This is a genomic window from Serratia sp. DD3 (assembly GCF_000496755.2).
This window is the reverse complement of record NZ_AYKS02000030.1, coordinates 1-12,053: the sequence shown is the minus strand read 5'-3', so window position 1 is coordinate 12,053 and position 12,053 is coordinate 1. Positions and strand designations below refer to the sequence as shown.

Annotated in this window: 13 protein-coding genes, 3 pseudogenes and 1 riboswitch; of the genes and pseudogenes, 6 read left to right on the top strand and 10 right to left on the bottom strand. The window is 51.3% G+C overall.

The window, feature by feature from the left end; genetic code table 11:
- Together IO95_RS04365 and IO95_RS04360 are read right to left on the bottom strand one after the other, a co-directional pair.
- Window positions 1–884 (bottom strand): IS3 family transposase (locus IO95_RS04365; protein WP_160165607.1); only part of this gene is annotated, 884 nt, incomplete at its 3' end.
- The gene (locus tag IO95_RS04360) at window positions 881–1,363 is read right to left on the bottom strand and encodes a transposase (protein ID WP_037384054.1); all 483 of its coding nucleotides are present in this window, start codon (window positions 1,361–1,363) and stop codon (window positions 881–883) included. The genes IO95_RS04360 and IO95_RS04365, both read right to left, overlap by 4 nt.
- A 64-nt stretch (window positions 1,364–1,427) precedes the next feature.
- Here IO95_RS04360 and IO95_RS04355 point away from each other — a divergent pair.
- The 3 genes and pseudogenes from IO95_RS04355 to thiD all read left to right on the top strand — a co-directional run.
- Window positions 1,428–1,682, top strand: a pseudogene (locus IO95_RS04355) (integrase core domain-containing protein); the annotation flags it as partial.
- A gap of 306 nt (window positions 1,683–1,988) precedes the next feature.
- A riboswitch (TPP riboswitch) is annotated at window positions 1,989–2,089 on the top strand.
- Window positions 2,090–2,125: 36 nt separating this feature from the next.
- The gene (thiM, locus tag IO95_RS04350) at window positions 2,126–2,920 is read left to right on the top strand and encodes a hydroxyethylthiazole kinase (RefSeq protein ID WP_023492595.1); all 795 of its coding nucleotides are present in this window, start codon (window positions 2,126–2,128) and stop codon (window positions 2,918–2,920) included.
- Entirely contained in the window at window positions 2,917–3,717 is an 801-nt protein-coding gene (gene thiD / locus IO95_RS04345; protein ID WP_023492594.1) for a bifunctional hydroxymethylpyrimidine kinase/phosphomethylpyrimidine kinase, read from the top strand. The genes thiM and thiD overlap by 4 nt, the downstream gene beginning before the upstream one ends.
- A 43-nt stretch (window positions 3,718–3,760) precedes the next feature.
- On the opposite strand, the gene gutQ is transcribed toward thiD, so the two are convergent.
- The 7 genes from gutQ to IO95_RS04310 form a co-directional block, all read right to left on the bottom strand.
- Window positions 3,761–4,732: an arabinose-5-phosphate isomerase GutQ gene (gutQ, locus tag IO95_RS04340; RefSeq protein ID WP_023492593.1), complete on the bottom strand. Its 972-nt coding sequence runs from the start codon at window positions 4,730–4,732 to the stop codon at window positions 3,761–3,763.
- Window positions 4,725–5,498: a DNA-binding transcriptional repressor gene (locus IO95_RS04335; protein WP_023492592.1), complete on the bottom strand. Its 774-nt coding sequence runs from the start codon at window positions 5,496–5,498 to the stop codon at window positions 4,725–4,727. Before IO95_RS04335 ends, gutQ begins: the two co-directional genes overlap by 8 nt.
- An 82-nt stretch (window positions 5,499–5,580) precedes the next feature.
- Entirely contained in the window at window positions 5,581–5,937 is a 357-nt protein-coding gene (gene gutM, locus IO95_RS04330) for a transcriptional regulator GutM (RefSeq protein WP_023492591.1), read from the bottom strand.
- Window positions 5,938–6,087: 150 nt separating this feature from the next.
- Window positions 6,088–6,867, bottom strand: coding sequence for a sorbitol-6-phosphate dehydrogenase (gene srlD / locus IO95_RS04325; protein ID WP_023492590.1), 780 nt, complete (start codon window positions 6,865–6,867; stop codon window positions 6,088–6,090).
- On the bottom strand, window positions 6,860–7,243 hold the full coding sequence (gene srlB / locus IO95_RS04320) for a PTS glucitol/sorbitol transporter subunit IIA (protein ID WP_023492589.1): 384 nt from the start codon (window positions 7,241–7,243) through the stop codon (window positions 6,860–6,862). The genes srlD and srlB overlap by 8 nt, the downstream gene beginning before the upstream one ends.
- A gap of 18 nt (window positions 7,244–7,261) precedes the next feature.
- The gene (locus IO95_RS04315) at window positions 7,262–8,245 is read right to left on the bottom strand and encodes a PTS glucitol/sorbitol transporter subunit IIB (RefSeq protein ID WP_023492588.1); all 984 of its coding nucleotides are present in this window, start codon (window positions 8,243–8,245) and stop codon (window positions 7,262–7,264) included.
- Between the two features lie 15 nt (window positions 8,246–8,260).
- Window positions 8,261–8,809 (bottom strand): PTS glucitol/sorbitol transporter subunit IIC, encoded by a 549-nt coding sequence (locus IO95_RS04310; RefSeq protein ID WP_023492587.1) that lies wholly within the window; start codon window positions 8,807–8,809, stop codon window positions 8,261–8,263.
- A 422-nt stretch (window positions 8,810–9,231) separates the two neighbouring features.
- Here IO95_RS04310 and IO95_RS24675 point away from each other — a divergent pair.
- The 3 genes and pseudogenes from IO95_RS24675 to IO95_RS04300 all read left to right on the top strand — a co-directional run.
- Window positions 9,232–9,413: pseudogene (locus IO95_RS24675) on the top strand (IS256 family transposase); the annotation flags it as partial.
- Window positions 9,414–9,489: 76 nt separating this feature from the next.
- The gene (eptB, locus tag IO95_RS04305; protein WP_023492586.1) at window positions 9,490–11,181 is read left to right on the top strand and encodes a kdo(2)-lipid A phosphoethanolamine 7''-transferase; all 1,692 of its coding nucleotides are present in this window, start codon (window positions 9,490–9,492) and stop codon (window positions 11,179–11,181) included.
- Window positions 11,182–11,235: 54 nt separating this feature from the next.
- Window positions 11,236–11,701 (top strand): annotated as a pseudogene (locus tag IO95_RS04300) (IS5 family transposase); the annotation flags it as partial.
- 51 nt (window positions 11,702–11,752) lie between these two features.
- Here IO95_RS04300 and IO95_RS04295 read toward each other — a convergent pair.
- Window positions 11,753–12,053 (bottom strand): rhodanese-like domain-containing protein (locus tag IO95_RS04295; RefSeq protein ID WP_037384048.1); only part of this gene is annotated, 301 nt, incomplete at its 5' end.

The following is a 12,053-nucleotide window of genomic DNA, read 5'->3' as shown; positions in this document are numbered from 1 at the left end:
GTATGCCGCTGTAATGGCGTCACATAGCCTATACCACTGTGCCGGTGCTCTTCGTTATACCAACCGGTAAACTTATCCACCCAGACTCGTGCTTCTTCCAGCGTTTTAAAGCCTGATGAGGGCCAATTCGGTACATATTTCAACGTGCGGAACAACGACTCCACATACGCATTATCATTGCTTACACGCGGTCGGCTGTGCGAAGGCGAGATATTCAGCTCTGTCAACTTGACCTGTAGTGTCTGTGACTTCATCGCTGCACCATTATCTGCATGCAGCACCAGTGGCTGGCGATAACAGTGCTCCCGCAGAACCGTGCGTTGTATCAGTATGGCTGCCAACTCACCACTTTCGATTTCATGCACTTCAGCACCGGTGATTTTACGGCTGAACACATCCTCCACCAGGTACAGATAATACCAGCGACCGCGTACCACTGAAGGAAGCCAGGTAATGTCCCAAGTCCATACCTGGCAGGGCCCGGTGGCCGTAAACGTGGTGGGCGCTTTTACCCGGCTTGGCTTGAGACGACGGCCTCGGTGATGAACTTCCCCGTGACGCCGCAGAACCCGGTAAAAGGTCGATTCACTGGCCAGATAAATTCCCTTATCCGCCAGCCGTGGCACGATTTGTGACGGCGGCAGACTGGCATATGCCGGTTGATGGCAAACAACCCGTATCTGCTGCTCTTCTTCCACACTCAGGCGATTGGCTGGCACCGGGCGAACCACTATTGTCCTTTGGTCTTCCGGTGATTTTTGCCACCGTTGCCAGGTACGTACACTGAGCTCAACTTCGCGGCAGGCCACCGCACGCCGTGCACCGGCAGCGACGGCCTCATTTATCCAGGCGATAAACTGCTGCCGTTCCTCGCTGGATGTCAGTCGTCCTCGTCCGTTTCCCCGTAGTAGTCCCTGAGCTTTTTTCTTAACACCAGGATCGCTGCCGCCTCCGCCAGAGCCTTTTCTTTACGGAGCAGTTCCTTTTTCAACTGCTTGTTTTCTTTCTGGCTTTGCTTGAGGGCGGCTTTATCATCAAGGGAAGGCACTTGTAAAAAGGCCTGTTTCCATTGCGCTATCTGTGCGGGGTAAAGCCCCTTTTTACGGCAGTATTCTGCGATTTCCGCTTCACTTAATGTTGCCGTTTCCACGATAACCGCCAGCCGCGCTTCTGCAGGCCACTGTTCACTGTTTTTCTCTGCACCGGGCACCGGTTTCCCCTCTGTTTTAGCCTGATTACGCCAATTGTAGAGAGTAGCTTCCGATATCCCTTCCATCTGTGCAACTGCCGCGACGGTCATATTGTAAGGGGGTAGCAATTTTGCCAACACGCTGACTTTACGTTCTGAAGAAATACGTTTCACTTGTCACTCCATCGCCCTCTGGATCTATGTTTAGAAGGGGGTGACAACTATGCTGACACTGAGGGCGCTGGAAGAAGCACGAGTCTGGGTGGATAAGTTTATCGGTTGGTATAACGAAGAACACCGGCACAGTGGTATAGGCTATGTGACGCCATTACAGCGGCATACGGGTGAGGACAAGGTGTTGTTGGCCCAACGAGACAAGGTGTATCAAGCTGCGAGAGCCGCGAACCCCAAACGTTTGTCAGGGCAAACGCGAAACTGGCAACGGCAGGATAGCGTCACGCTCAACCCAGAGCGGGAAAAACAGGCCGCATAAATTAACTCAGGACGACAACTACCTTGACACTTACCGCTTACCGTTCCCCGGCAATCAAGACGGTCTGGCTGAAGTGGAGCGATAATGTGCGAAGTTATTTAGCGTTGCGTGATTAAAATAATTTAATAAGCTGGCAGATATTAACTGAAGCTGTTTTCGGCGTAGGGTAATAGTTTGTTGATCCGGTTTTTCGGCCAGGTCTTGGCGAAGGCGGCAACAATCCTGTTGTTAAGAAAATAACTCAGGGACTACTACAGGGAAACAGACGAATGGTTGACCTTATCCTATCCAGCCCCAATAATGGCAAGTTCTGACTCGGGGTGCCTGTACCGTTAGTATTGGCTGAGATTTTACCCGTATTACCTGATCTGGATTATGCCAGCGTAGGGAAGTCTTGGTATCTCAACCGGTACCCGTCTTCTTGAACGCCGGTTGGGAGGAATATGTTCACTCGACCTGATGTACTACCCGGCAGTCGTGCCGCGGCCTGTTTTAACCAATTCAAACGTCACCCGCCATTGCTGCACTGTTTAACCAACGAAGTGGTGCAAGAACTCACGGCTAACGTGCTGTTAGCACTCGGGGCTTCGCCAGCGATGGTGGTGGAAGCGCAAGAAGCGGCACAGTTCAGCCGCCTGGCGGATGCCTTGTTGATTAATATCGGTACCTTGAACCCGCCACAGGCAGAGGCGATGCTGGCGGCCATTGATGCGGCCAATCAGGCAGGGAAACCCTGGCTGCTGGACCCTGTTGCGGTCGGTGGGCTGGATTATCGTACCGCCTTTGCACGGCATTTGCTGACTCTGCACCCGGCAGCAATCCGTGGTAATGCTTCAGAAGTGATGGCGCTCAGTGGCCTGCAAGCCAGTGGTCGCGGTGTCGATAGTCTGGATGATTCATTGGCGGCGTTACCCGCAGCGCGTACCTTGGCACGCTCGAGTGGCGCGGTGGTGGTGGTGACCGGGGAGGTTGACTACATCACTGACGGGGAGCGCGATTGGGCGGTAAACGGCGGCGATATTTTGATGACCCGCGTGGTGGGCACCGGGTGCGCTTTATCGGCGGTGGTGGCGGCATTTTGCAGCCTTCCGGGTGACCGATTGGATAATGTTGCTACCGCTTGCCGTGTGATGGCGTTATGCGGTGCCCAAGCCACCGAGCGCTGTCGTGGTCCTGGGAGTTTTACCCCGGCGTTTCTTGATGCACTTTATCAATTACGTGCGGAGGATCTGCAATGAAACGGATTAATTCTTTAACCATTGCTGGCACCGACCCTAGTGGTGGTGCCGGGATCCAGGCAGACTTGAAGACATTCTCCGCATTAGGGGCCTATGGTACGTCGGTGATTACCGCGCTGGTGGCACAAAATACCCAAGGGGTACAGTCGGTATATTATATCGAGCCTGCTTTTGTTGCGGCGCAACTCGATTCAGTGCTTAGCGATGTGCGCATTGATAGTGCCAAAATTGGCATGTTGGCGAATACAGATATTGTTTTAGCGGTTGCTGAACGGCTGCGCCATTATGCTCTGCCTTATGTGGTGCTGGATACGGTGATGCTGGCTAAAAGCGGCGATCCTTTGCTGGACCCGGCGGCGGTAGAGGCTATCCGCCGTGAATTACTGCCTTTGGTTTCGATTATCACCCCTAACTTGCCTGAAGCAGCCGCTTTATTGGCTTGCCAACCGGCGGAAACAGAACAGCAGATGCGTGAGCAGGGGCGAGCACTACTGGCGATGGGGTGCCAGGCGGTGTTGATGAAAGGGGGGCATTTGACTGAAGGTGAAAGCCCGGATTGGCTATTTATGCCCGGGGTTGAACAGCGCTTCAGCTCACCACGTATCAGCACCCGGCACACCCATGGCACCGGTTGCACCCTCTCGGCGGCGTTGGCGGCATTACGCCCACGCCACACGAGTTGGCAACAGACCGTGGCGGCAGCAAAATCGTATCTGCAATTAGCCTTACAGCAAGCGGACACACTTGAAGTGGGGCAAGGGATTGGTCCGGTGCATCATTTCCATGCCTGGTGGTGAGTGACTTTCTAGCGATGGGCCTGGTGAACCAGGCCGTTCTGTTTCAGCCAATCCCGGCTTGATGCAAGTCGTGCAGATTGATGGCACCCACCAGAACACCATCAGTATTGACCACCGGGGCGGCACTGATGCGCTGTTTGTGCAACGCTTCCAATGCTTCCCCGGCACGCCACTGCTCGGGTAGCCGGTAACCCGGGCGAGTGATCGCTGGGCGCAAACTGTCGCTAAGGCTATGGCCTTTGACCAACCAACGGCGCAGGTCACCATCGGTAAATACCCCGACCACTTTATGCTGCTGGTCGCATACTGCAATCAGCCCAAGGCCAGTACGGCTCAGCTCCAGCATGGCATCCATGACTGTGGCATTTTCCTCAACCTTTGGCAGGCGATCGCCACTACGCATCACGTGATGGACTCGATTGAGCAGACGAGCCCCTAAACTCCCCCCAGGGTGAGAACGGGCGAAGTCTTCAGCATTAAAGCCCCGTTGGCGCATCAACGCCATCGCCAGCGCATCGCCCATCATCAGGGTATTGACCCCGCTGGAGGTGGGTGCCAAACCCATCGGGCAGGCTTCGTTCTCGACACTGATATCCAAGGTACAGGCAGCGCCCAGCGCCAGCGGTGACTCTTTGCCACCGGTCATGGCGATCACCGGGATGTTGCTTTCTGCCAGTAGCGGCAGAATCAGCTCCAACTCTTTGGCGCGACCAGAATAGGAGATAAAGATCACTACATCATCAACACTAATCATACCGAGGTCGCCATGCAGAGCTTCAGCAGGATGGACGAAGAAAGCAGGGGTGCCGGTGCTAGCCAGTGATGCAGCAATCTTCTTGCCGATATGCCCCGATTTACCAATGCCGGAAACCACCACTTTGCCCTGGCAATTCAACACCAGTTCACAAGCGCGGACAAAGTTATCATCCAGACGAGTCAGCAGACGCTGTGCCTCTTTGAGTTCAATTTCTAATGTTTCACGGGCAAAATTGATCAGTGCATTGCTGTTATTCATCAGGCACTCCCACCAGAATAATATTGATCCCCTTGGCCTGCAGTGCGGCCAAATAATCCGGGTTAATGTCGTTATCGGTGATTAAGGTATCGACGGCGCTAAGTTCGCACACCACATTGGGGCTCTTGCGACCAAATTTGGATGAGTCCACCAACAGTACAATGCGGCTGGCGGCTTCGCACATCGCCTTGCTGACATTGTGCACTTCATTAAAGGTGGTCACTCCAGCATGGAGATCGACGCCATCAGCGCCGATAAACAGTTTATCGAAACTAAATTGCTTAAATGCCGATTCCGCCAGACTGCCGTGGAAAGAGGCCGATTTTTTACGATAGGTGCCGCCGGGCATCAGAATGGTTTGGTCGTTATCCAGCTCCACCAGCGCATTGACGATATGCAAACTGTTGGTCATCACCGTAATATTATTGAACTGTGCTAAATGCGGTACCATCTGCAACACCGTACTGCCTGCATCGAAGATCAGTGAATCCCCATCATCGATCAGTTTGATCGCCGCATAGGCTATCTGGCGTTTTTTTTCGCTATTGATATGGGTTTTGCGGTCAATAGGTTGATCGCCCTCATCCCGGCTGAGTACCACACCGCCGTAGGTACGGATCACTTCGCCTTGTTCTTCCAGTAAGGTGAGGTCTTTACGGATAGTGGTGCCGGTAGTGGAGAAATGTTCTGCCAGAATATCAACGTTGGTTTTGCCATGCCGCTGCAAATATTCAAGGATAGCGGCTTGGCGCTGCTTTGGTTTCATAGCGATTCCTGTTCACAAGAGTTGAGCATTCCTCTCGGTGAATAATTCACTATGAAAGGTAATGTCTTTTAATGTGAAAATATCATGATTTTGATGTGATCGCTAATGCTAGTGCAGTTTGGCAGGCCCGATCCTCGGGAAAGATCACCTCTGGGCGTAGCGCCTGTTGATGCAAACCATGTAACTGGGGGAGCGGCTTGGGGGGGGCGAAAATAGTCAGGCCGCGCATTAGTAAGCTACCACACACGCGCTGTTGTGTGTCGAAGGCCAGCACCAATACCACCCGGGGTTTGAATCGGCCACCGGAGCGGCCAACCCCCACGTTGCCCAACTGACATAAACGGTCGAAAGCACGGTTGAAGCGCTGGATTTGCCACCAACCGAGAACAATTTGCATCAGCCAGGCGATCACAGCAAAACAGATCAGGGCATTAGTCATGGTGTGATTTTCCTCTCGTTATCTCAATGAGTTCAAGTGGCAGGGGGGCCCTGCCGCTTGACGTGGGACGGTAGTACCATTAGCTCGAAAACCCGGGTTAGCTCGAAAAGTCGGTTCTGCGCTAAAAGCCCGGTCAGCGTTAAAACCGGCTCAGAACATTACTTGGCCCCCGGTAATATTGATCGACTGGCCAGTGCAATAGGATGCTTTATCACTGGCATAGAACAGCAGTACATTCAGTACATCCTGATAATCGCAACCCCGCTTCATGGGTACTTTATCGGTGTAATATTTTTCCACCTCTTCAGGTTTGATGCCCAATTTCTGCGCGTATTGTGGCAAAAGAGATTGAAACATCGGTGATTTGAGCAGGTTACCCAGCATCAGTGCGTGCACGGTAATACCATACTCCGCCAGGTCGAGCGCCAGCGATTGTGTTAACCCGACGCCGCCAAATTTGGCCGCGCTGTAGCCGGAATTATGTTTGCTGCCAACTTTACCGGATTTGGAATTGATCTGAATAATACGCCCGGTAATACCATCGCGGATCATCAGGCGGGAGAACTCTCGGGCACAGAGGAAATAACCCACCAGGTTGACCTGCAGCGAGCGATCAAAGTCACCTAATGGGAAATCGGTAATGGGGGCGGCTTTGGCAATGCCCGCACTGTACACCAGTAAATTCACCTGGTGGAAAGCGCCATCGACCTCACCAGCTAGCGCTATCACACTGGCTTCATCGGTGGCATCCACTTGGAAAGCCTTGGCACGTTGATCGCCATATTCCTGATTGATTTGCTGTGCCACCAGATGGGCGTTATGGGCATTCAGATCAGCCACGGCAACACGGTAACCCGCTTGCGCCAGGCCATGACAGAGAAAAGCGCCCAATGTTTGGCCACCGCCTATCACTACAGCTACTTCAGACATGAGCGACTCCTGATGATGCGATAAATTTAAATGTGCTACCCAAGGGAATATCCGTGGGGGTTACCCCGGTGACGTGAATGGTGCCGGGGAATTCGGCGTGTGCTTCGCCATCGAAACGGACGGTGACATGCCCCAGTTCACGTAGATTTTGGTTGGCAACGCTGCCAACGGCGGTAATGGGGTACTGTTTTTCCCCTAACTGCATCACGCTACCCACGTGCAATTCCCCGGTGGTATCGCCGTGTTGATGAATAAAGCAATACTCTTCAATATCGGCCGGGGCGCCTTCACGAAAGGTGATTATCATGTTGTCCAGCAGGGCATCACGGGCACAGTCGCCGATTTGAGTAATGGTGGTCTGGAAAATGGTGTTCATAATTTTCCTCTGTTTCACTTATTGATAAATAAAGGATGATACTGCCCAGGCGACCAAGACGGTTGGTGCACCAGTAAGGAAGCGCCCCACCAGAACCGAAGGTACGCCAACGCGCACCGTGTCTTGTTTGGCTTCTGCCAGTGACAGGCCCACCGGAATAAAGTCACAGGCGGCTTGGGCGTTAATGGCAAACAGTGCCGGTAGCGCCAATTGAGGCGGAATATTGCCCAGGCCAATTTGCACCCCCACCAGTACGCCGATAACTTGAGCGATAACCGCACCAGGGCCGAGGAAGGGGGAAAGCAGCGGGAAGGAACAGATCAGCGCCAGTGTGACCAAACCGATGGGGCTGCTGGCAAGGGGAGTCAGGCCATGGGCGATAAAATCACCTAACCCGGAGGCCATAATGATACCAATCAACGCCGAGACAAAAGCCATAAATGGCAGGATGGTTTTCAGTATCGTGTCAATGGTGTCACGGCCGGCTTGGAAGAACACCGCCACTATCGATCCCATACCCATGCCGACCTTGGCCAGTAGGCCATCGCTCTGTTCAGTGATTTTCTTGCTGCTATCATAATCACGTACTTTGGCTGGTGCTGGTGCTGGTGGTTGTGAAGTCACCGGCGCTTCCTGCTCAACCAGGCTGATGTTCTCTTGGCGAACCCCAGAAACGTAAATATCTTCCAGAATAAATTGCGCCAGTGGACCGGAACGACCAGTGGAGTGAATATTGATGGTAGGGATGCGGCGTTTTGGGTAGATACCGCAACGTAATGTACCGCCGCAATCAATAACCGCAATGCCAATCTCTGCGGCGGGAGGTTCGCCCTGCTTAAAACCATCCACCGCTGGCCAGCCCGTGAGTTCACTGAGTTTGTCGACGATGGCCGGGCGAGTACCGGCGGTGATATAGACAATTTTTTTATCGGGTACCACCGGGAGTTCTAGTGGACCGCCCCAGCCGCCAGCCCCTTTTTCAATACGAATATAAGTACTCATGCTGCACTCCACGGATTAAAGTTGAACCTGACGATCCAGTTGGATCCCCATCTTGCGTTCAAATAGGCTAGTAGTGAGGTCCGTGACCCAGCCACGGAAGAAGTTGGTGACTAACCCGACCAGGAAATAGCTCACTGCCAGTGGCCCCAGTGGCAGACCCAGCGTGGTGAGTCCGCTGGCGATCCCCAGGAAGACAAACAGTTCACCAGGGTTGATATGAGGGAAGAGGCCATTCATCGAGTGACAGCTATAGGATGCCGCGGCGTAGTAACTTGGCTTGAATTTCTCTGGCATAAAACGCCCGAGACTTAACGTCATCGGATTACAAAATACAAAAGTACCGACCAGTGGTAACAGCAGATAACGGGAGAACGGGTTACCGGCACAACGCTGTGCCAAGCGTTCAATTCGGTGCTGACCAACAAAATTAATCAACGCATTCATGATCACTAATAAGCTGATCAACAAGGGTAAAATGCCCGTTACCATACCAACGAACACTTCCCCCCCTTTTTGAAACAGCCCGATAAACCATTCTGCTCCGTGGGTTATTAGCTCAATCATTACTTTTCTCCTGTGATGGACGTTATGGCTGGGAGTTGATCTGCTCTCCGTGGCCATAGGTGTCACGATAGTCACTTTTCTGTTTTGTTTGTTTTAAATGGATCACATTAAAAGAAAAATATTTTATTTCGAAAGTTATAAATAAAAGGAAAGTAAGTTTTAAACGATGAGCGAGACCGAGCAAGGGAGAGGCCTGTTAGATCATCACCAAGGTTTACCCCGACGATGAACGGTAGGGTTGACTGTTTTTTAAACGTTCAGAGAGCGTGAAGGTGGGGAGCGTTACTCACGAGTATTCAAGTGGCGGGGGAAATCATGGGGATATACTCTTCATACTTCAAGCGGCTTGGGTGTTGCTGCGTCCAGATACTCGACTCTTCCTGCGCCTCGTTCCTAACGGGGCCGCTGCAAGTAGCGTTCAAATCAATGCCAGCCTGCGTGAGATTACCAAGAGCAGACGGTCATTCCCAAGTGAGTTGCGGTGCTGAAGTTGCTGTATCTAGCTTTACACCAGATTGCTAAAAAGTGGACAATGCCACCACGAGATTGGAATCCAGCCGTGACGCCGTTTATGATCATGATCGATGACTATTTTTCTTTATAATAAACAGCAGTTTACACAAAATTTTTTATAGTCTCGATTCAACCCCTGAGTAGTATTTTTGGAGATCTGGCGTTTTATGGACAGAGTAAAATCTTTATCGCAGCAAAGTATCTCTTTGTTGCTGGCTTTTTATATTGGCATTTTCCTGAATATTTCTGTCTTTTATCGCCGTTTTGACTCATTTAGCCAAGGTGTCCAAGGTATAGCATTGGTGTCAGCTATCACAGAAGTGATGGCCATTATTCTGTTTACCTTTTTTGTGATGCGAGTGATCTCCCTCGGTGGGCGGTTGTTTTATCGGGTGATCGCCACTGTACTGGTATTAATCTCAGTCGCTGCCAGCTATTACATGACTTTTTTCAATGTTGTGATCGGCTATGGCATTGTGATTTCTGTCTTAACTACAGATACAGACCTTTCCAAAGAAGTTATTGGATTGCATTTTGTTATCTGGATAGTGCTGATCAGCACCTTGCCTTTGTTACTTATCTGGAAAAATAACCTGCGGCTTACCCTGCTGGAGCAATTCAAGACGCCGGGGCAGCGTATCAAACCGATAGTGTTGATGATAGTTGCGGTCGGGCTGGTTTGGTTGCCTTTACGCTATCTGGATAAAGTACAACGCGCGGATGAACTGTTGAATACCGTGGATTTACCCAGTTACGGTGGTGTAGTTGCTCACTCTTATTTGCCTTCTAACTGGTTGGCTGCATTGGGTTTATACGCTTACACGCAATACGATGAAAAGTATGACGCGGCAACGCTGTATGATCCTGCTGAACACCATACTTATGTCGCGCCAGCTGGCATTGATGAAACCTATGTTGTGTTTATTATCGGTGAAACCACCCGTTGGGATCATATGGGGATGCTGGGATATTCACGCGATACCACCCCGCGCCTGAGTAAAGAGAAGAATTTAGTCGCCTTTCGCGGTACTTCGTGTGATACCTCTACCAAGCTTTCCCTGCGTTGTATGTTTGTACGCGAAGGCGGCGCAGAAGATAACCAGCAACGCACTCTGAAAGAGCAAAACGTATTCTCTGTCATGAAATCATTAGGTTTCACCTCTGAGTTATTCGCGATGCAGAGCGAAATATGGTTCTACAACAATGCAAATACTGATAATTACTCATTTCGTGAATTGATTGCTTCTGAGAAACGTAATGATGGTAAACCCGTTGATGACATGCTGTTGGTGGATGAGTTAAAGGAGTCGCTTAGGCGTTATCCGGCGGGTAAACATTTGGTTATTTTGCATACCAAAGGCTCACATTATCTCTATTCCCAACGCTATCCGCGCAGTTATGCCCGTTACCAGCCGGAGTGCATGGGCGTGGATGATTTTTGTAGTAAGCAGCAGTTAATTAATGCGTTTGATAACAGTGTGTTGTATACCGATTCGTTTATCGCAAATGTCATTGACCAAATGCGGGATAAGAAAGCGCTGGTGTTTTATGCCTCAGACCACGGCGAGTCAATTGATGATAACTCCCATTTCCACGGTATCCCGCGTGAAATGGCACCACCAGAGCTATTTCGCGTGCCATTGATGGTATGGGCATCGGATAAGTTTTTGGCGCAACCCGAGCACCTTACTGCCTTTGAACAATTACAGGCCGAGCAGCGGGTGGGGAGAACCCATCGTCATGCTGAATTGTTCGACTCGATCCTCGGTTGTTTAGGCTATACCTCACCCGATGGTGGGATTAATGCACAAAATAATTGGTGTCAGGCACCTGGCCAGAATACTCAACCTGCAATATGACCCAGCGGGAGCGAAGTTGCGATGTGACGACATTTGGCTTCGACCCGCGAAGCCAAACCGTACCAGTATGCGACAGGCGCTTGCTCTGAGTGGAAAGAGTCTATAGGAAAAAGCTGTGGTGGTAACACGACGAAAATCCATATGGCTGTTGATAGTTGTGGCTTACCGATAGATTTCATTGTCACGGGCGGTGAGGTTCATGACAGTAAAGCTCCCCCGGAATTGCTTGATAGGTTGCCAGATGCAGAGCTTGTTATTGCTGATCGCGGTTATGACAGTGAGAAAACTCGTGAGCAGGTTCGGTAGAAAAGGGGAATACCGACCATACCCAGCAAACGGAACTCAAAGATTGGGAATGGCGATATTGACTGGTGTTTGTACAAGTATCGCCACCTTGTAGAGAATGCATTTGCCAGGTTAAAGCACTACCGCTCAGTAGCAACAAGGTACGATAAGTTAGTCCGGAATTACGCTGGCTTTGGCTTGTTGCCTCATGTGGCTGCCAATGTGGATTGGCTGAATTATGAACAACAAAGGTCAATAAGCCCTAGTAAGCCGCGAAAACGAGGGCTTACTGGCTAGTTTGCACTTCCAGCCCGGCCGCCTTCCACTCTGGAAAGCCATCCTCTAGGCAGCGAGCAAGAAAACCACTGGTATGGAGGATTTTCATAGCGTTGAGAGAGAGGACGCAGTAAGGTCCGCGGCAATACGCCACCACCTCCTGTCCTTTAAGCAGTTCAGATAGGCGACCCTCTAGTTCTTCGGCCGGAATATTGACCGCTCCAGGCAGATGGCCAGAAGCGAACTCTTCGGGGGGACGCACATCCAGCAGAGTAATATCCCCCTCATTCAAGCGATGCAGAAGCTCTTCG